Origin of the sequence: Clostridium merdae (assembly GCF_900176635.1) — a bacterium.
Lineage (GTDB): Bacteria > Bacillota > Clostridia > Oscillospirales > Acutalibacteraceae > Faecalispora > Faecalispora merdae.
The window spans coordinates 1,007,339-1,027,545 of record NZ_FXLN01000004.1; the positions used below are offsets into that span (position 1 = coordinate 1,007,339).

Consider the following 20,207-nt stretch of genomic DNA (forward strand, 5'->3'; position numbering starts at 1 on the left):
TTACTATTCTGTGAATCGAACCGCCGTTCCATTCATCTACCCTATGTAGTTTGTCACCAGCCTTTCTTCGTATTCTAGGAGGCTTCCCCGGCCACCTTGATTACAATCTGAGTATAAATCGGAGAAAGAATGATTTCAATTTAAGTAACTAAGGTAATTCTTTTGTAGCTAAAGTAACTGTGTGACTTATTCATAACGCCATAAATGCAAAAAGCTTTTTTATTTAGTTTGACTATAAGAATACTTAATTGCAGGTCGTCCACCCGTTTGGTAGTCGATTGTGCTCGTAATTTCGTTTGTTTCCACCATAAAGCTCATATAACGTCGAACCGTGATACGAGAGAGATGTACCCGCTCGGCAATCTCCTCACTCGTAAAGAGTGTAGAACGATTCTCCATTAAAAAGCGGCGTATCATGTTCATGGTGCTTTCGTTGAGTCCCTTTGCTAAAATTTGCGCGGGAGCCGTTTTGTTGGCACCGGTAGACAACAGCTCATCAATATCCTCCTGCCGGAGTGCATGGTCAATCGTATCCCACCGCTCACGGGATTGGCGAAACTTATCCAGCGCCTCTCGAAAGCGATGGTACTCAAACGGCTTTACCAAATAATCAATAATCCCGCGCGTCACCATTTGGCAAACGATTTGTGCATCGCTGGCAGAGGTCACCATAATAATATCGGGTGCTTTGCCCATCCCGTGCAGGCAATCCACAAACTCCATGCCGTTCATCACGGGAGTGTAAAAATCCAGAATGATGAGGGGCACCTCATGTGTTTTTAAATATTCCAACGCCTGTGCGCCATTTTGAAACACCGCCTGAACCGCAAATCCGGGGGTATTCTCAATATACCGGCAATTGATGTCCGCCACCATAGAATCATCCTCAATTATGATTACCTGATACATCCTTTTGCTCCTCTCTGGTGAAAGTGATTGTAAAAACGGTGCCTTCTCCCTCTTCCGTTTCTACATCGATTCGCCCGCCGTACTGCCGCACAACACGGCGAACCAGGTACAGCCCGGTACCCCGGTACTCTCCTTTTGTGGAGAAACCTTTTTCAAACATATGCTCCATAACCTTATTCGAAATACCACGGCCGGTATCTTCACAAATTAATATATTGCAGTCAGGCCGGCAATACAGGCCAAGCTTAATCTCCCGAAGCTCCGTTTTGTACAGGTTCAAATCTTCAATTGCGTTTTCCAGCAGGTTCCCTACGATGCTAGTCATATCGTCTACCGGGATGAGAAGATCTTGCTCAATGCAAATGCTGTCTCCCATTAATTTGAGCTGAATCCCCTGCTCTGCCGCGTGCATCATTTTACCCACAACCAGCGCGCACAGCTCCGACACACGAATTTGATCTGCCGTTTGGCAGATTACCTGCCCGGTTATCAGGTTACTGTTAATAATATACCCAATCGCCTTTTCGTTCTGATTTGTTTCAAGGTACCCTAATATAACATGCAGGCGGTTCGAAAACTCATGGTTATAGGAACGAAGCGCATCAATCATACTGCGTGCGCCGAACAGCTCGTCTGACATATGGAGCATTTCCGTTCGGTCATATAAAACCGTGAGTACTCCCTCTGCGGGCGAGTTATTATCTTTTCGAATGGGTACCTCGTTCACCAGCACCGAGTGCCCGCCTACAATCCAGGAGCGGCGTTCCTCCGGTTGCCCGGTACTCAAAACGGCCTCCTGCCGTGAATCCGGCAGCAGCTCAGAAACCAGCCTGCCCTCCAACACCTCTTCCTCACCGAGCATACTGCGAGCCGCTGAATTCACAAACAATACCGTACCCGCTGTATCGGTTGCCACCAAGCCTTCTGCAACGGCACTTAGAACAACATCCTGCCGCAAATAGCGGCGCAGCAGCTCCTCTGGCTGAAAGCCCATCAAGGTTTTGCGAAGAACACGAAGAATCGCATGGCTCAAGAAAAACCCGATAATCAGCATCACACCCAAAATCATAAGGTGCACCAAGGCGATGCTTTGCGCGCGAGCGGTAATCACACCCACAAACACAGACACCATCACAAAGCCAATTATCTCACCCTTAGCGTTGCTTACCGCATGGAACGCACGGCGCTGTGCTCCCTTTGTACCATACCCCATGGTGATATACGGCTTACTGCCCTGTAAAATGGGAATTTCCTCTCCGTCTACATAAGATTCCCCCGTGCTTTGGCGGTCAGTACGATAAAAACGTACCCCGTCTTTATTGCAGACCTCCGCTACGCTAATGTTGGGGATTGTCCCATACAGTGCATCGAGCGACTGCTTCACATAGGGGGAGGGGTAACCGCTTTCGAGCATGGTTACCACATCGGTTCCCTCTGAAATGTAGGCGGCAATACCGCTAATCATGGTGTCCATTTCTTTTTGCTGGCGGTCAATGTCAAAGTACAGTGTTCCACCAAGCGACAGCAGAATCACCAAGGTAGAAATAAGCATAAAACCGCGGTACAAAACGCGCTCCAGCTCACTTTTTTTCTTTCTATGTAGCATGATGCGGCACCTTCTTCTTCGAATTACGTTCCTTTAATCTTTAAAGTGCGGCGAACCCAAACGTTCACTGAATCACTCACCCATTTGTACCCATTGCAGTGCTAACGATAAGGTTCACTTTTTCACCGAATCTTTGCGGATTATCGTTTTTGACGTCTTTTAGCAAACTCAAAATCTTCTCTTTACTATGTACATCTAAATTTCTTATAACTGTGATATACTCCATAAAATCTTGCTGATTGTTGATGATTCGTTTATTTAGAAGCTTTGCCCATACCGGCGCTTCTACCATATTGGGGGTACACTCCGCAATACATTTAAGGTACTCGTCTCTCTCAAGCTGTTCCATAAGATGCACCAACCCAAACATGACCTCATCGTCGTTTGTATCGTCATGAAAAACCTTGCATAATTCGCAAACGTCATCAGCAGTTATCGGTTCCTGCAATTTTTCGAAAGCATCATCAAACAATTCATAATCCGAACTTGTGCTTAACATCCTTGCGCCATATAACTGCCTTATCATTTCTTGATGATTCATGCAAATTTACTCCATTTCTTTCGTTATAAAAACAATAGGATATAAAAAAGCCGGATTTCTAAAAATCCGACAAAACAACGAAAAATGTGATATTTTTTCCCAAAATTCAATTTTAGCATTGCTTTTTCTGGCAAATACTGTTAAACTATGGGGGTAGGGCACATATAAGTGCAAAGCGAGGATGGGTGTTCACAGCACCCACCCTCTGCTACGGAGAACACACCTCCATAACAACAGCTTACGCTGCGGATTGCTTCACAATTATAACCCATTTGTTCCCACTTGTAAACAGCGAGGGGAACACAAAAAGGGACATTTTCTGTTCTGGTTGTGAGATGCACTGATAGAATGAGCGCTTGTTGTGGAACTGATCCTGAAAGAGGAGGGTCTATCCGTGACGAGCGCTTTTTGTTGCCTTACAGACAGGGCAACGCGGAGCTGGGGTTCACGGAATTCACAAAAGTGATAAGCCGTGAAAGATTGTGGGATTTAATATTGCATTTTTAACAATAACACCACTGAGCACACACATTCACTTTCCACTCCCAGGAAAAAAAGTGAACAAGCAAAAGTACCCCTGAGCACAAGAAAGAACCCCTGAGCATATGGAGGAATAAATAGAATCCCCCAGCTTCGCCGCGCTATTGTCTGTAAGAGTATAACGCCGCACAATCGCCCGTGCGGCTCACGCCGTTCCTTTATGGAACGGCGTTCTTTTTTGTCTTTATCCACAATTCTGGATGATGGCTTTATAAGCGTAAAGCAAAACCTTAGGAACAATCTGCAACGCACAGGCTTGTTCCTGTGCGGAAATAGATGCAGAGCGGGAGCTCAGTCGGATTCCAAAGGCAGAGCCTTTGGTCGTTGAGAGGGAATCCAAAGGGAGAGAATCGATACTCTCCCTTTGGAAGGCCTTTGCCTACTTTCACCCTTTCGTGAAAGTAGGTGCCCGCCCCGGCACGAGGGGCAAAGCCCTGCGCCAGCAGAAACCTTGCGCCTGAGCGCAACTCTTCTTTTACTAGCCAAGCATAAACTTTCTCTAAACTAAATAAAAAAGAGTCTAACAGATTTTAGAGCGGCTAGAGCCGCAGAGAATTTCTTCTTTCTTTTCATTCGCCCCTCAAGCCGGGGCAGGCTCTCCTTTTCTTGATGAGAAGAAAAGGAGGAAAGACTCACCAAAGGCTCTGCCTTTGGAATCCGTTTGGGAAACGACCCCAAACCGTAATACAATAGCTACTGGTAAGGCGCTCCATTAAAAATGCCCACTCTCCTAGCCATGATAAAAAAATGAGCAACCCGATTCCGTCCGTCGGCGGTCATTTTTAGAGCGCTCTCGTCCGCTCGCAGAAACCTGTATCGCAACATTTCTTTTCCTAAATTTATAGGCAGTTACACAAAATCTTACGCACAAACTGCAACGCACAGGCTTGTTCCTGTGCGGAAAATAGATGCAGAGCGGGAGCTCAGTCGGATTCCAAAGGCAGAGCCTTTGGTCGTTGAGAGGGAATCCAAAGGGAGAGAATCGATACTCTCCCTTTGGAAGGCCTTTGCCTACTTTCACCCTTTCGTGAAAGTAGGTGCCCGCCCCGGCACGAGGGGCAAAGCCCTGCGCCAGCAGAATCCTTGCGCCGTAGCGCAATTCTTCTTTCCAAACAAAGCAGAGACCTTTACTAAATCAAAAAAAGATAGCACATGGCACGAGGGCAAAGCCTTGCGCCCAAGCGCAAAACTACTTAAATAACAAATCATCTATAATAGAAGCTTTTATAGCGGCTTCCGCCGTAGGAAGATTCTTCTTTCTTTTCGTTCGCCCCTCAAGCCGGGGCAGGCTCGCCNGAAACGACCCCAAACCGTAATACAATAGCTACTGGTAAGGCGCTCCATTAAAAATGCCCACTCTCCTAGCCATGATAAAAAAATGAGCAACCCGATTCCGTCCGTCGGCGGTCATTTTTAGAGCGCTCTCGTCCCCTCGCAGAAACCTGTATCGCAACATTTCTTTTCCTAAATTTATAGGCAGTTACACAAAATCTTACGCACAAACTGCAACGCACAGGCTTGTTCCTGTGCGGAAAATAGATGCAGAGCGGGAGCTCAGTCGGATTCCAAAGGCAGAGCCTTTGGTCGTTGAGAGGGAATCCAAAGGGAGAGAATCGATACTCTCCCTTTGGAAGGCCTTTGCCTACTTTCACCCTTTCGTGAAAGTAGGTGCCCGCCCCGGCATGAGGGGCAAGCCCTGCGCCAGCAGAAACCTTGCGCCCTAGCGCAAAACTTTTTTCACCAACAAAACAATTACTTGCAAAGTAAAAAAGAAAGCGCTTGCCAATCGGCAAACGCTTCTCTTATATAATCACTATTTGATAAAAACTAAATCTTTACTTGCAAGCAAACCCCGAACAATTTCATCAGTTTTCATCCCTCGGGAGCCTTTTACAATAACAACATCTCCCGGCTTTAAATATGTTTTCAACTTCTCGAGTGCTTCTTCATTCGATAGAAAAGAGAACACCGGCAAATGGGCTTCTGCCGAAATCGCACCCCAGCGAATCTCCTGCGCTTGCTCACCAACTACAAACAGCGCATCCACTCCGCGTGATGCCGCATACGCACCTGCATCAAAATGTGCTTGGCGCGAATACTCACCCAGCTCGAGCATATCTGCAAACACGCCGATGGCACGGCCGCTCCCCTTTAAATCCATTAAGATATTCACACTGCTTCGCATGGAATCGGGACTCGCATTGTACGAGTCATCGATAACCGTTACTTCGCCTATTCGGTGTATTTGCTGGCGCATTGAGGGCGGTGAATATGTTTGCAGGCGTTCCGCTGCCTTTAAGGGTGAAACACCTAAGTACTGTGCAACCGCCAAGGCGGCGAGCGCATTGAGCACATTGTGCTCCCCGGGAACGGGAAGTGTTACCGGAACACAAAACTCCCGCGATACCGCAGTAAACTCTGTAATGCCGCCGTGCGAAATAATATTTTCGGCAGTTACATCGCACCAAGGCTCAAAACCAAAAAACACCGTACGGCAGGAACGTGTGCCCTTTAGCTCTGCCAGTAACGGGTCACCCCCATTTAAAAACAAAACGGAGTCTTTGGTAAAAGCATCGGTAATGTGCAGCTTTTCAGCCCGAATGTTTTGTTGTGTTTTCAGGTTTTCAATATGAGAAATGCCAATGTTGGTCATCACCGCGCAAGTAGGCTTTGCCACCTGAGCGAGACGCCCCATTTCTTCAAATTGGCTCATGCCCATCTCAATAACCGCTATGTCGTGCTCTGGTAAAAGCCGGAACACCGTGAGTGGAACACCAAGCTGGCTGTTAAAGTTACCCTCGGTTTTCATAATATCCCGATCCACAGAAAGAGCAAGTGCAAGCATTTCTTTTGTTGTGGTTTTCCCTACACTACCAGTAACACCTACTACCGGAATGGAAAAACGAGAACGGTATGCTCCTGCAATCTGCTGTAAAGCGGTTCGGGTATCTTCTACGGCAATCCACGCGCAATCCCCCGCGGGAGCCTCCACCCTGCCCTGCTGTGTTAAAACGGCGGCAGCCCCCGCCTCTGCCACGGCAGCCAGAAAGCGGTGCGCATCAACCCGTTCACCCACGATTGGTACAAACAACGCTCCTTTACCCGCTGTGCGGCTATCTGTTGTTACAAAGGTTACTTCCTGCTCGGGGTTGCCCCCAAGAATTTTGCCGCCGCATGCCTGAGCAATCTCTCTGGCCAGCATTTTCATGTTTCCACTCACGCTTTCTCTATTTCTTTCAGGAGCTCTGCCACTACCACGCGTTCATCAAACGGGTGTTTCACTCCACGGATTTCCTGGTAATCTTCATGTCCTTTTCCCGCTAGAACAATAACATCTCCCCGCTGAGCATTTTCGAGGCAGTAGCGAATCGCCTCCCGCCGGTCGGGAATCACCACATATTTTCCATCGGTTTTCGCCATACCAATCTTAATGTCAGCAATGATGTCCATTACATCCTCAAATCGGGAATTATCGGCAGTGATAACGGAAAGGTCGGCTAAGCGGCCACACACCTCACCCATCTCGTACCGCCGGGACTTTGCACGGTTACCGCCTGCGCCAAACAGACATATCAATCGATTCGGCTCATATTCGCGAAGCGTTTCGAGAATATTCTCCATACTAACCGCATTGTGCGCATAATCGATGAGCAGTGTGTAATCGCCGGGAACCGGAACCGGCTCAACCCGACCTTTCACCGTAACTGCACTCAGCCCGCTTTGAATCTGCTCCTGTGTAACCGGGAAGTGGCGGCACACGGCGATGGCGGCTAACGCATTGTAGGCACTAAATTTACCGGGAATATCTACGGTAACGGGGAAATTCATCAGCCCGCTTAAATCAAACTTTGCGCCCAAATACCCGGGGCGCGAAACAAGGCCCTCGTTTTCTGCACGGAGCTGTGCCTCGGCAGAAAAGCCATAGGTTTCCACCTCACAGGTATGGTACTTTAAAATCGCCTGCCAGTTTTCATCGTCCATGTTTACAATCCCAAGTTTACACTGGCGAAATAGCATGCTCTTACACGCCAAATACTCCTCAAGGGATTCATGCTCATCGCCACCTATATGGTCAGGCGAAAAGTTCGTAAACAAGCCAATGTCGAACGTAAAGCCCGCGGTACGGTTTGCTTTCAGGCCAATAGAGGAAGCCTCCATCACCACACACTGGCAGCCTTCGTCTGCCATCTGCTTTAAGAAAGATTGTATCTCATAAGACTCCGGCGTTGTATTCTCCGTAGGGATTACACGGTCGCCGATTACCGCTCCAATTGTGCCAATTAAACCTGTTTTCAGACCCGCTTGCTCCATAATGGCACGAATCATATAGGTTGTAGTCGTTTTTCCCTTGGTACCAGTAACGCCAACGGTTTTCATCCGCTTTGCGGGGTGACCGAAATGCGCAGCAGACAATTCTGCCAAAGCCAAGCGCGTATCTGGTACAACAACAACCGGAACCTCTTTTGTAAGTTGCAACGGGTGGTCTGCAACAATTGCACAGGCACCGCTTTCCGCCGCCTGCTGGGCATACTTGTGGCCGTCTGCCCGGGCACCACGAAGGCACACAAATACACAGCCGGATTTTACTTTTCTGGAATCATAAATAACATCTTCCACCGGAACCTCAAGGTTACCGGCAGCCGTATACTGCAAACCTTGCAGCAAATCCAATAAACGCATGATACAACCCCCTGATTCTACCATTGAAAAAGCGCCGGTCTACCCTGGCGCATTCTTTCGAAAACAGCGCATTTGCCCTGTTGTATTAGTATTGATTCCATAGCGCCAATATTACGCACAAAATCAAATATCGTTCACTCTTTTTACTTTTTTCCATAAAACGGAACACGTACTTATCATAGGCGATTCTGCCCGCTCTGTCAATAAAAATGCAAGTGTAACCGCAGTTCCATTTTTATTTTTTTACACAAAAAAGGTACGACTGAATTCAGCCGTACCCAAGTTGTTTTGCAATTAGGCTTCTGTAACTATAAAATCTTTTAATGTATTGAGAATGGAGGTATCGTCGGAGTGAATTCGAAGCTCAACCGGTTCCGACAAATCAATGCTGAAAATACCCATTATGGATTTTGCGTCAATAATATAAATGCCCTCTACAATCTCACAATCAACATTTTTCTGAGAAACAATAGAAGAAAACGCTTTTACCTTTTCCACGTTATTGATTAAAATTTTAGTTGTTATCATAATTGCTCTCCCCTTGGATGCTCAATGAAGCAGATTCTGGTCATTTACACGATCACTAACGGATTTTTTAAAATTAATCACCTTATGCTGGTATTCCTGATTCATAAATTCAGAGCGAATCAAAAAATCGGCTGTGGCACGATTGTTTGCGATTGGAATATCGTAAACCTGAGCAATACGCAGCAAAGCCTTTACATCGGGGTCGTGGGGCTGTGCTTCAAGAGGGTCTGAAAAAAAGACGACAAAATCAATATTACCCTCTACAATTTTAGCACCGATTTGTTGGTCGCCGCCCAACGGACCACTGTTGTACCCTTTTACGGGCAAGCCAGTTTTTTCTGCCACCAGCCGCGCTGTTGTGCCGGTTCCGCATAGAAAATGGCCCTTTAAAATCTCTTGGTTCTCAAAGCACCAATCAATCATTTCTCGCTTTTTGCCGTCGTGCGCGATCAGTGCTATTTTTTTCTGTTTGCCAATGGTAAAAGTAATAAAATCTTCATTCACACTCTTCACCTGTCTTTCTGTTTCGGTAGATGCTTTTGACTGGATTTTTGTGAAAGAGAAGCTTGTCTCAAATAAGCATGTTTACCTGTTAAAGCATGGCGAAACTAAGCTTTATTATACCAATTGATTGTTAAAAAAACAAGCTGTCGAATTGGAATAAATCTCTTATTTTTAGTTCTCTTAAAACAAAAGTTAAGGCAGAGAAATTCTATAATCTTAGAATTCCCTGCCCCTTGTTATTAAATCAAAATCATGTAAATTGGTATTACTATCATGCTGGCGATGGTAGTAACTACGGTTGCAATGGTCGCAAATTCAACGTCTGCTCCATACTGCTTTGCAATAACACCAGTGCTGGTAACAGCAGGCATGGTTGCCTGAATCACGAACACCTTCGCCATCATGGAAGGCACTGGAATAAATAGCTCTAATGCAATTACAACGACGGGGCAAAGAACAAAACGTGCAAGCAGTAATACAATTATGTCGCGGTCAATGCGCAGCTTTTTGAATGGAGTGGAGTGAAGAACAATTCCAATAAAAAACATTGCGAGCGGAGTTGTTAGCTCACCAATGTATTTACAGCTATCCATGACAAAGCGAGGAAGCTGTACCTCTAATAGAATAAGGATGATGGCAACAACAAAGCCTGCCATTGCCGGATTTGCGATTTTTTTTATGGCATCAAAAGAGAATTTTTGTTTTTCTCGATTCCCTTCTCCGTCTTTGCTGATTTCATAATTTCCCAGCGTCCAGAAAAAGCACGTATTCGCAATGTAATAAATTAGAACATAAGGTGTGCTTTCCGCACCGAACAAAGACAAATTAACGGGCAGCCCAATAAATATGGTGTTGGATGTAAAAAAGATGCAGCGGAAAATCCCCTTGCGCTTGGGGTCTATTTTCATAAGATTGCTTACGAGTACACTTAAAAAATACGAAAGTAAAATAGAGGTGATGGGAATTATCAAGCCGCCGGAAAGCTCTTGCAGCTTGGCTTTATCAAAGTTAGACATCAAATTCCATAGCATATAGCATGGGAACGATACATTTACAATGATTTTCGAGAAGATAACACTTGTCTTTTCATCCAACCAACCTACATGTGTTAAAACCCAACCGGTCATAAACATAATGATGATGGTTAAAATGCTCTCAATTGCGTGTAAAAAAGTAAATATCATGCCGCACAAACTTTCCATTTGCAAATTTCAGAGTTCTTCTGTTTTAACCAATTCATGTTAGAAGAAGGTTCTCTGTACCCAAATTATAACACTGATTTTTGTAAGTGCAAGTGCACTATTTGTTCTTCTTTCCATTTTTAGATAATCATCTCTTTTAAAAAACACAGTGATATTCCTATATTAAAACTAAAAATGATATTTCATTCTATTTTCTTTAGTAACTAAAGTAATTCAAACTCTTGTCGTATCAGGTCGAAATAACTTATTAGAAGATTCTTTGCGGCAAAAGGAGGACTCTGTAACAAACGCAGAAAATAATGAGAAGAAGGATGCTTAGAATGCGAAAACGATTAATGATACGCAATCTCAAATCCCTAAAGGTAAAGCTGATCTTAAATACGTTACCAGTTGTTATTCTTACCGTTCTTTTAAGCCTGGGCGTAGGCATTTATTCCAGCTATCAGGGATTAACGCAGAACATGAACGATGATTTAACCACCATGGGTAATATCCTCACAGAATCCATTGACAATGGCATGAATCAAATGAAAACCTCATTTCGGGGTGTTGCTCTTTCCAGCACACTTGCAGAACCGGGATTAACAAGCACACAGTTAAAGACGATTTTAGAGCAACAAAAGAACTCGATGGGTTACGAGTCCCTAAGTCTAGTAACTACCGATGGCCTTATCCTAAGCAGTAATGCGGATTTGAATGGGAAGAACATAGCCGATCAACCGTATTTTAAAGATGCTTTGGCTGGAAATACATATTTCTCAGAACCAATGAACGATATTAATGGCAAATTCTGTGTTATTGCTTGTACACCAATCTCAAATCATAATTTTAAAGGTGTTTTAATGGCGATTTTAGACTACAATGTATATAGCCCCTTTATTCAAAACATTGTGGTGGGTGAAAGCGGAAGCGCCTTTATAATTAATAAAGATGGTGTTCTGATTGGTAATATTTCAAAAGAAAAGGTTGAGCAACGCAAAACTGCGGAGATACACAAATATGCTGACCTTACAAAAAGTGGAATAACAGTTTATTCCTACAGTACCGGAGATCGCATTTGTTACCACGCGCCCTTACCAGGAACAAACGGGTGGTCCTTTGGAATTGTGGCTCCCATCAAAGAGATGACATCGTCGATTAATTTTACAGTTATCGGTTTATTGATTTCTTCGATGATTTGTATTATTTTAAGTGCTTTATTTGCGAGAAAAACCGCAAAATCAATTGCGGAACCGATTTCACTTGTTTGTAACCGATTGGAGCTGCTTGCAAAAGGCGATTTACAATCGGATACCGTTGAAGTAAAAACACAAGATGAGGTTGGCATTTTAGCTCAATCTTTAAAGGTTACAATCTTATCTTTACGAAGTTATATTACAGAAATTAGTTCCGTTCTGCATGAGCTTTCAAATGGCAACCTTCAGGTACAGTCCGACCTTGAATATAATGGTGATTTTATACCAATCAAAAACTCACTGGAGAACATCACTCAATCTCTGCATGAATCCATGAATTCGATTAATCAGGCATCCGACCAAATTGCGAGCGGCTCTGAACAGCTTGCAACTGGCGCTCAGTCTTTGGCCATGGGTTCTAGTGAACAAGCCAATTCTGTTGAAGAGCTCTCTACTGCCATTTCTGAAATCGCGGAGCATGTAAAAGTAAATGCACAGAATGCAGATAACGCAAATGATAGAGCGGCTAATGTACTGCAGCAAATTGAAACCAGTAACCAATACATGCTGGAAATGGTTGAGGCAATGTCTAAAATTAATGATTCTTCGAATCAAATTGAAAAGATTGTAAAGACAATTGAAGATATCTCTTTTCAAACAAACATTCTCGCTTTAAACGCCTCTGTTGAAGCCGCCAGAGCTGGTTCGGCAGGAAAAGGCTTTGCCGTAGTGGCAGATGAGGTACGAAACCTTGCCACAAAGAGTGCGAACGCCGTAAAAGACACCGCACAATTAATTAATCATTCACGTGAACAAGTGGAAAAAGGTGCCCTGATTGTAGACAACACCCAGAAATCACTCAACGAAGTGGTTGAAAGCGTTCAGGTGGTTGCAGATAAGGTAGATCAAATTGCCAAAGCGTCATTAAATCAATCCGAACGAATCGATCAAGTAACAGAGGGGGTAAATCAAATTTCGGGCGTTGTGCAAACAAACTCAGCAACAGCGGAAGAGAGCGCAGCAGCAAGTGAAGAGCTTTCTGGACAAGCGCAAGTATTAAAAGAACTTGTTGATAAATTCCAGTTATAACAAGCGATGATATTGAACCATGAACGAACAGAATGATATAAAAACTGCAAAACACCCACCAGCCAAATAGGTTGGTGGGTGTTTGAATTTGAGTACTAAGACCATTATTTATTCAGAAGTAGAATAAATAGACTTATTCATTTTTCTCCTGATATTCTAAAAATAGCTTTACCAGTTCCGGATCAAATTGCCGACCGGCTCCCCTCTTAAGCTCACCGCAGGCATAGTCATGAGAAAACGCTGGTCGATACGAGCGACCACTTACCATGGCATCGTAAGCATCACAAACGGCAGTTGCACGAGCCACAAGCGGAATCTCCAATCCCTTTTTTCCATACGGATAGCCAGTGCCATCCCAATGTTCATGGTGGTACACTGCTGCATCGAACAGTAAGTCTAATATTTCTTTTGGGATTACGGCAACGTTTTCCCTACCGGCAGACTCCAACCATTTTCTGGCGTATACGGTGTGCTGTTGTATCAAACGGTACTCTTCCGTAGCTAAAATCCCTGTTTTTGTTAGCAGTTCGGCAGGAACATACGCCTTGCCTATATCGTGGTAATAAGCCGCTAAACTGTAATACTGGAGCATGGGCTGGTCAGCATATCCACTGAGCCATACAGAAAAGTACTCCATGAGCTTTCCCACATTGATGCTATGTTGAATTTGTTCTTCGGGGAGCAGATGTAATATTTCATCTGCAGATACTATCTCATTGATTCCTTTCAATGGTTCCACTCCTTAGAAGAATCTGGAGTACGCTATTTTGATAAACCATACCGGTAACTTAGAAGTAACTCCGTCTTTATTCCTAGTTTGCTTCGGCTTTCACCAATAACTCTGTTTCACTTAAAATTTTCAGGGTATCAATGATGAGGGCAATTCGGTTTTTTTCCGCTGTGCTCTCTAGCTGAGCAATTCCAATTAAGTAAGAATTTGTTTGATCGGTATTCACTTTCGGTGTTGGGGCAATTTTTTCAGAAGGAATATCAGTAACCTCATCCACCTCATCTACTATTAAGCCAAAGTGATTTTCCTTCACCGAAATAATAATGATGCAAGTTCGGTCACTGTAAGGAATCTCGGCTTTTCCAAAGCGAAGACGTACATCCACAAGCGGTATAATCTGCCCACGCAGGTCTATTACTCCTTTTACATAGTGAGGGTAATCGGGAAGCTGGGTAATATCCTGCATTCCAACAATTTGAACCACATCTGCAATGGAAACTGCAAAAAGCTGTTTGTCAATCCAAAAGGTTAAATAGCGCCCCTTTACCTCATCTTGTATGTCATAATCCTGCTCAACTGTTTGTCCCATATTCTAAAAGGCCTCCTTTTCTTTCACCTTAGACTCTGAAAGGCTTAAAATGTAAACCCGGAATACGAGTCGCTCGTATCATTTTGTAAACGATACGTGTTATTGCTTGGTGAACCTGCAAGCCTAAATTTAGAAACTTCCTGCTGTAAGGTTTGAGCCTGTGCCGCAAGCTCTTCACTGGAGGCAGAGCTTTCTTCCGCTGTTGCCGCATTATTCTGTATGACCGCAGATACCTGAGAAAGCCCCTGGTTAATTTGCTCAATCGCAGCAGCCTGTTCCGTAGAAGCCTCGTCAATTTCTCGAATCGCCTGGTCTACCATTTGGGATTTTTCAGCTACTTGTCCCAGTACGCCTAGAGTTTCAACTGCAATGCGCTCCCCTTCTGCTACGGTTATTGCCGATTTCTGAATCAAGTCAGATGTTTGCTTGGCTGCCTCAGCCGATTTCGCGGCAAGATTACGTACCTCATCCGCAACAACGGCAAAGCCTTTGCCGGCACTGCCTGCACGAGCGGCCTCAACCGCTGCGTTCAGCGCAAGGATGTTTGTTTGGAACGCAATGTCTTCTACCAGCTTCGAAATTTTCGAAATTTGATGAGAATCCTCTCCAATTTCACGCATAGCGCCATTGAGTCTCTGCATATACTCGTGGCTTTCGGAGATACCCTTTACCGACTGATCGACATAGGTGGTTGCATTATTTACGCTCACTGCGTTCTGAGCAGCACGCTCTGCAACACTTACAATGGAAGCGTTAAGCTCTTCAACGGACGCTGCCTGCTCCGTAGCACCGGAAGACAGGGCCTGCGCGGCAGAAGAAACCTGCTCAGAGCCGGTATTTACTTGGTCGGCTGCCATACTGATAAGCTGGAGCGTATTACTCAACTCGTTTTTAATTCTGTCAAGAGCAAGACCCAGCGCATCTTCACCAGAACGCAGCGGAACCTCCTGCGTAAAATCGCCTTTGCTAATTACCTCTGCTGCAACCACCTGCTTGCGAATTCCATCAACCATTTGGTTGAACGAGGCGGCAAGTTGACCGGTTTCGTCTTTGGAAAGCATGTCGCTTAAATCTACATCTACATGACCTAACGCAATTAAATCGGCAGCCTCTACAACACGGCCAATCGGCTTTGTAATGGTGAGGGAAATCCGTTTGCCTAAAACCATACCGGCAATCGCACCAATAACCGCAAATACGACTAGGACAATGGTCATAATAAGAGCGGAACGCTCGTTGGAATCGCTTGTTTGCTTTGCGGATTCCATGCGTAAATCCACTAACTTCTGTAAATCTTGAAACAGAAGCTCTGTTTTATCTGCAACGCGGTCCAATTCGTCAGCAGCTTCCCTTGCTTTTCCAGCCTTAGCTTCTTGAATAGCATTGTTCATGGCAATAACATAAGATTCATTGTACAGCTTATCAATTTCATCTAGTAAAACCAGGCTGTCTTGCCTTACGGTTGTTTTTCTATACTCTTTCAAATTATCTGTAAAAACCGACACGCTATCTTTGCAGTTTTTTTCATACTTTAAGATTTCATTGCTATCGCCAACTTCAATAATTGCTTCTCTTACATCAATTCGGCTCTGGTAAATTGCTTCGTAGGAATTAATTAACTTTTCAATAGGAGCAGTTTGTTGTTGGTACAAATATGTATCTAAGTTATTTATACTTATCATTCCGTAAGTGCCTACACCGCCAATAGCGATCATAAAAAAGATCATTGCGAAAAATCCGGTAGATAGTTTGCGAGCTATGCTAAAATCTTTATATTTTTTCATAATAAATCGCCTTTCTATAACAAATGCTTATTTTCTTACCGTATTTCTCTTAGTTTTTTTCATCCTTTCCAGAGAATATGAATGTATGACTCTCGACAAGCCACTTCCCTTTTGCTAAGATGTTTTCTAAAGTTTTTTTCACGCTGTTACAATTCTTTTTCCGCATTTAATTACCCCTCTCAGAATGATAAATATTTAGAAGAGATTATTAAAACCTCATTCTTTTGAGCTTGTTGCCATAAAATACTAAATGAATTAGCTTTTCCTTTTGAATCATATCGTATTATAATAAGGGTAATATAATAAAAAGAATAATTTTTTCTCGTCGCAGTTTATCCAAGACCGTGCGTAATTCAATAAAAACGCGGTCTATACTGCTGTATTTGTATTTATGACGGCTGAATTGACGGCGAATGAGTTGTTTTCTACATGGGTAAAATACAGCTCATTCATTTTTTCAATCGCTATTTTCTTTTGCTCCATCAGAGAATGGGCGTACACATTAAGAGTAATATTAACATTGGAATGGCCTAAAATTTCGCTCAAAGTTTTCATATCAACCCCTAGCTCTAACGCTCTTGTTGCAAAGGTATGTCGTATTGCATGAAACTTACGATTTGTCACTCCTGCCTCTATTAATATTTTTTTATAAAGCCTTTGGTAAGCTCTTGGGTCGAATGGTTCTGTGCTCGCGGAAAGAACGTAACAATATTCAGCTTTTGGAATAAGAATCTTATCTTTTACCTGTTTGTAAAAAAATGCTGGAATGGGAATCTTTCTGCATGAGGTACTACTTTTAGGAGTACCTATGCTAAGCTTCGTTTTCGCTTCTTCTGATTCAAAATTTCGAACACGTGACACAGAACGGCGAATAGACATCGTTCCAGCTTCAAAATCAAAGTCGCCCCATCTCAATGCACAAAGCTCGCCAAGACGGATTCCTGTGTAAAAGCACAGAATAATTCCTAACATTCTTTTATCTTTTGAGCTTTGAACCGTATATTCAATCAGTCGCTGCTCTTTTAAGCTGAAAACTGGTACTTCAGTTACTGAAGACTTTACTTTCGGAAGCATTACTTTATCAATGAGAGTCTGATCCTCAGGTGAATTTTTAAAAATTCCTTTCAAAGCTGTTTTAAATATTGATAAGATTTTTTTTTGATAAGCTACAGATAGCTTTTGATTGCTATGAATCGATTGCACAAAATCTGTAATTGTTTTTTCAGACAACCGTGTATTTTGTGATTGAGAAAAATACGGGATTACATAACTTTTCATACAGTAATAATAGCTTTCGTACGTCGAAGGTTTTAATTGGTTGAGCGAATCTTTTAATAACCAATTGTTAAATAAAACTGCGGCATTTCCTTTTGATTCTTGCTCTTTTATAATTGTTGGCGTTTCGTTTTCGTTAGAGTTTTTCATTTTTTCGCGTACTTCGCGGTACGACTTTGCGTAATAATATCGATACTTTCCCTCCGATTGAATTACTCTTCCTTCCCAGCGCCCATCTTTACGTTTATATATATTTTCACCTTTACGTGCCATGGTTAAAACTCCTTTCTATGACGTTAATGCTGACGGCGAATTATTAAAAGTCTACAACGCTTCAATAATATTAACTAAAATATTTATGTTTTTTCGTTGTTTTTAGTTGATTTTTTAGCAAGATTGACTTCTTCAAAGAGATAATATATAATAAAAAACGTCATATCGTGTCGAAATTACACGTCTCGGTCTTGGATAAACTGCGACATTTTCGCCCGCTTATTTCAACAAAAAATGAGCTCAAAAACCACAGGATTCACTAGAAGAATCCTGTGGTTTTTTCATATTTAAATAAATCTTTTATGTAAGATAGCAGCTATGTATCGTCGTTCTTTTTCAACTTTTCTGTCTTTATAAGAAACAAGGACACCCTGCCTTAATAACATAGTAGAAGATAACCTTTACCCATGCCTTTTAAAGATAAAGGTTTGGGGCTAAAAAAGACGGAGTTGATTTTTTATGAATTCAGATCAGATAAGTAATATGAGTTATTGGGATCAAATTCGCACCTCACAGGGAAATGAAGCATGTAAAACTGCCTTTATTGAGAATGCGAAAAAGGATGTACGGCAGGCCGTTTCTCAGCTTAACGATAATCGCCTAGCTTTCCCCTGCCTGTACATACTCCATGAACCGATTTTACAGCAACATGCGCAACGATATTTAAATATGCGAAACATGACTGCATTGCAACTCATCAACCAAGTAAAAGGGTATAAAGCGGTTGGTATGAACACATTTTCTGCCAAGCAAAAATCCTCTTACCCGGTTCTAAAGTGGATTCTAGAAACAGGCTCTAAGGAAGAGATTTTGGAAGATGATTATGAAGAAGTATTGGATTTAAGTATTTCCGTCCTCATCAACATTCACAAGGACGCCGATATTTTGCCATCAGCGACAGATGTATTGTTTCAGAGAAACCGAAACGACCGCCTCATTCACGATTTGGTGTGGGCCTTGTTTCGCTTCCGCGACCCACAGGTGCTAAAGCTGATTGCGCAGCGTCTCTCCTCAGAGAACCAGAAAGATGCCAATTTAGCCGCAGAATTATTGCACACTGACATGATTGAGAAATCTGCCTTAAAAAGCGGTAGAAAAGAAGCATTGGATGCTTACCTCGACTGGCTGGAAGAAAACCTGCCTTACCTCTACTTTACCGATGAAAGCTTTCAATACACCAGTAAACCGGAGTTCTGCACTTTGGATTTAGAGCGCAAATATTTGCAAAAGGGTACCCCCTCCTTAAATAAGGTACCCATTGCAACTTTAGCGCCGGAAGAACAGCAATGTATGGCTGGCTTCCAAAAGCTGAGTAAGGATGAAAAACGCTTATTATCCAACTACTCGCATCGAATCCACAACAAAAGTATTTCTGATTGGCAGGAATGGCTGCAAGTACCTACCCACGAACAAATGAAAGCTGCTAAGGCAAGATTGGAGGGAGAGGAATGATTGCAATCACCGGTTCATCTCAACCAATCTCCGAACTAATTGCTGCGTACCCGGAGAATAGCGTAGAGCAGCAGGTGCTAAAGCAGATGTCTGACAGTGCGGAAACCTACCGTTACGATACACTAAAGCAGCTGCAATTTGAGCTCTCTCTACGAAAAGAAATTGTGAATGCCGCAAGAGACTTAAACCAAAGCGGTTTGAATTTTACGGTATTTCACAAATCCAAAGTAAACCCTGAATTTTGGGAAAGAACCAGCAACGGCGGTTTTTTATTAAAGCAAGGGGTAAAGCCCAGCGACGCAATACGCGATATTTTCAAAAATGGACGGTTGTATGGTACCGAATGTGCCACAGCAATGGTAATCGTGTATTATAAAGCTTTGCTAGAGCTTCTTTCAGACGATACCTTTAACCGACTATTTCCCTCAATCTACTTGATGAACTGGCATAGGCTTGACCCCCTCCTGCGGGAAGTGGGAACTCCTCAATCGGTTGCCGATGTTATGCTAGGTGACCGCGGGTATTTCATTAATCCCGAAGTGGACCCCGAGGTCTCAGAATTACAGGGGGAAAACGTCATCATCATGCCGGGTGGGCTTTATTACGGGCACGGTATTGGGCTAACCACTGCCGACCGAATTCTGCGTATGCTCAATGCCAACCGAGTGGACGGTGCAACCCAAAGCGCCTATTTTATCGAAAAATCTGCGGCGCGTCCTAACTTTAAAAAGCTGGAGCAGGCAGCACAAGGCTCGGCAGCAACGATATCACCACAATCGTCGCAGTCATCACAGCCCTCGATTTTAAACTGGCGACCATTCCCTCAGCCGATTTCAAGATAACGGCAGTGATTAATTGGGCTTAGATTATCGAATTAATTAAAAATAGAAAAGCAGGCAGAGTTAAACCTCTGCCTGCCCATTCCGTACCCTTAGCCCTAATTCGGTAATCATATATTGGTTTTGCCCGGCATCGCCCTCTCGAATTTTAGTAATTAAGTGTTTTTCGAGGAGCTCTTCAATATTATCATCACTCACCTCATGAACAACGGGGCTCGTCTTTGACAATATAAAATTATGCCCTGTCGCTTCGCCGACCTCAAACAGATTTAAAACCCGCCCAATTTCTTTATTCGTCATTACAAATCTCCTTCTGCCTTATGACTCATTTCTCAACAAAACCGGTGTGAAAAGCTGTTTGTATTATAGCCTACTGTATTTTTAATATTCAGTTTTGGTGCATCCCAAGGAGCCATTTTACAAAATCCTATGTTCTCAAACAAAATATTTGTATTGGAATTTCGATTAACGCATAGTATGTAAGAAGAATA

At 43.3% G+C, this 20,207-nt stretch carries 19 protein-coding genes; 5 read left to right on the top strand and 14 right to left on the bottom strand.

All coding sequences use genetic code 11. The annotated features are described in order from the left end of the window. Positions 1-219 precede the first annotated feature (219 nt). The 4 genes from CAN90_RS10430 to CAN90_RS13495 all read right to left on the bottom strand — a co-directional run bounded on the left by CAN90_RS10430 (position 220) and on the right by CAN90_RS13495 (position 4,082). A complete protein-coding gene (locus CAN90_RS10430) occupies positions 220-909 on the bottom strand; it encodes a response regulator (protein WP_085833760.1) in 690 nt (229 codons plus the stop codon). Then, complete coding sequence (locus tag CAN90_RS10435; RefSeq protein WP_085833761.1) at positions 887-2,515, bottom strand: sensor histidine kinase; 1,629 nt, start codon at positions 2,513-2,515, stop codon at positions 887-889. Before CAN90_RS10435 ends, CAN90_RS10430 begins: the two co-directional genes overlap by 23 nt. Before the next feature lie 76 nt (positions 2,516-2,591). After that, the gene (locus CAN90_RS10440; protein WP_085833762.1) at positions 2,592-3,056 is read right to left on the bottom strand and encodes an Imm30 family immunity protein; all 465 of its coding nucleotides are present in this window, start codon (positions 3,054-3,056) and stop codon (positions 2,592-2,594) included. Between the two features lie 831 nt (positions 3,057-3,887). After that, positions 3,888-4,082, bottom strand: a complete 195-nt coding sequence (locus CAN90_RS13495) for a hypothetical protein (RefSeq protein ID WP_143750821.1) — start codon at positions 4,080-4,082, stop codon at positions 3,888-3,890. A gap of 409 nt (positions 4,083-4,491) precedes the next feature. Between CAN90_RS13495 and CAN90_RS10445 the strand changes: the two genes are divergently transcribed. Then, complete coding sequence (locus CAN90_RS10445) at positions 4,492-4,797, top strand: hypothetical protein (RefSeq protein ID WP_085833763.1); 306 nt, start codon at positions 4,492-4,494, stop codon at positions 4,795-4,797. Between the two features lie 325 nt (positions 4,798-5,122). After that, positions 5,123-5,320 carry a hypothetical protein gene (locus CAN90_RS13500; protein WP_143750822.1) on the top strand — a complete coding sequence of 66 codons (198 nt, stop codon included), beginning with the start codon at positions 5,123-5,125 and terminating at the stop codon, positions 5,318-5,320. Positions 5,321-5,409: 89 nt separating this feature from the next. Here the strand turns inward: CAN90_RS13500 and CAN90_RS10450 are convergent, their stop codons facing one another. The 5 genes from CAN90_RS10450 to CAN90_RS10470 form a co-directional block, all read right to left on the bottom strand. Continuing rightward, positions 5,410-6,804 carry a UDP-N-acetylmuramoyl-tripeptide--D-alanyl-D-alanine ligase gene (locus CAN90_RS10450; protein WP_085834343.1) on the bottom strand — a complete coding sequence of 465 codons (1,395 nt, stop codon included), beginning with the start codon at positions 6,802-6,804 and terminating at the stop codon, positions 5,410-5,412. Between the two features lie 8 nt (positions 6,805-6,812). Further along, positions 6,813-8,276, bottom strand: a complete 1,464-nt coding sequence (locus CAN90_RS10455) for a UDP-N-acetylmuramoyl-L-alanyl-D-glutamate--2,6-diaminopimelate ligase (RefSeq protein WP_085833764.1) — start codon at positions 8,274-8,276, stop codon at positions 6,813-6,815. Positions 8,277-8,570: 294 nt separating this feature from the next. After that, on the bottom strand, positions 8,571-8,804 hold the full coding sequence (locus CAN90_RS10460) for a PTS sugar transporter (protein ID WP_085833765.1): 234 nt from the start codon (positions 8,802-8,804) through the stop codon (positions 8,571-8,573). 21 nt (positions 8,805-8,825) lie between these two features. Continuing rightward, positions 8,826-9,308 carry a methylglyoxal synthase gene (locus CAN90_RS10465; RefSeq protein WP_085833766.1) on the bottom strand — a complete coding sequence of 161 codons (483 nt, stop codon included), beginning with the start codon at positions 9,306-9,308 and terminating at the stop codon, positions 8,826-8,828. A 239-nt stretch (positions 9,309-9,547) separates the two neighbouring features. Beyond that, positions 9,548-10,492, bottom strand: coding sequence for an AEC family transporter (locus CAN90_RS10470; protein ID WP_085834344.1), 945 nt, complete (start codon positions 10,490-10,492; stop codon positions 9,548-9,550). A 338-nt stretch (positions 10,493-10,830) separates the two neighbouring features. Between CAN90_RS10470 and CAN90_RS10475 the strand changes: the two genes are divergently transcribed. Further along, positions 10,831-12,774 carry a methyl-accepting chemotaxis protein gene (locus CAN90_RS10475; RefSeq protein WP_085833767.1) on the top strand — a complete coding sequence of 648 codons (1,944 nt, stop codon included), beginning with the start codon at positions 10,831-10,833 and terminating at the stop codon, positions 12,772-12,774. Between the two features lie 133 nt (positions 12,775-12,907). On the opposite strand, the gene CAN90_RS10480 is transcribed toward CAN90_RS10475, so the two are convergent. From CAN90_RS10480 to CAN90_RS10495, 4 genes are all read right to left on the bottom strand, one after another. Next, positions 12,908-13,504, bottom strand: coding sequence for an HD-GYP domain-containing protein (locus tag CAN90_RS10480; RefSeq protein WP_085833768.1), 597 nt, complete (start codon positions 13,502-13,504; stop codon positions 12,908-12,910). 82 nt (positions 13,505-13,586) lie between these two features. Next, positions 13,587-14,093, bottom strand: a complete 507-nt coding sequence (locus tag CAN90_RS10485; protein WP_085833769.1) for a chemotaxis protein CheW — start codon at positions 14,091-14,093, stop codon at positions 13,587-13,589. Between the two features lie 44 nt (positions 14,094-14,137). Further along, on the bottom strand, positions 14,138-15,877 hold the full coding sequence (locus CAN90_RS10490) for a methyl-accepting chemotaxis protein (protein ID WP_085833770.1): 1,740 nt from the start codon (positions 15,875-15,877) through the stop codon (positions 14,138-14,140). A gap of 369 nt (positions 15,878-16,246) precedes the next feature. Next, positions 16,247-17,425, bottom strand: a complete 1,179-nt coding sequence (locus CAN90_RS10495; RefSeq protein ID WP_085833771.1) for a site-specific integrase — start codon at positions 17,423-17,425, stop codon at positions 16,247-16,249. Between the two features lie 459 nt (positions 17,426-17,884). On the opposite strand from CAN90_RS10495, the gene CAN90_RS10500 reads away from it, so the two are divergent. Next, positions 17,885-18,877, top strand: a complete 993-nt coding sequence (locus tag CAN90_RS10500; RefSeq protein WP_085833772.1) for a hypothetical protein — start codon at positions 17,885-17,887, stop codon at positions 18,875-18,877. Then, on the top strand, positions 18,874-19,719 hold the full coding sequence (locus CAN90_RS10505) for a protein-glutamine gamma-glutamyltransferase (protein WP_085833773.1): 846 nt from the start codon (positions 18,874-18,876) through the stop codon (positions 19,717-19,719). The genes CAN90_RS10500 and CAN90_RS10505 overlap by 4 nt, the downstream gene beginning before the upstream one ends. A 60-nt stretch (positions 19,720-19,779) precedes the next feature. On the opposite strand, the gene CAN90_RS10510 is transcribed toward CAN90_RS10505, so the two are convergent. Next, positions 19,780-20,016 (bottom strand): hypothetical protein, encoded by a 237-nt coding sequence (locus CAN90_RS10510; protein ID WP_085833774.1) that lies wholly within the window; start codon positions 20,014-20,016, stop codon positions 19,780-19,782. Positions 20,017-20,207: the final 191 nt, after the last annotated feature.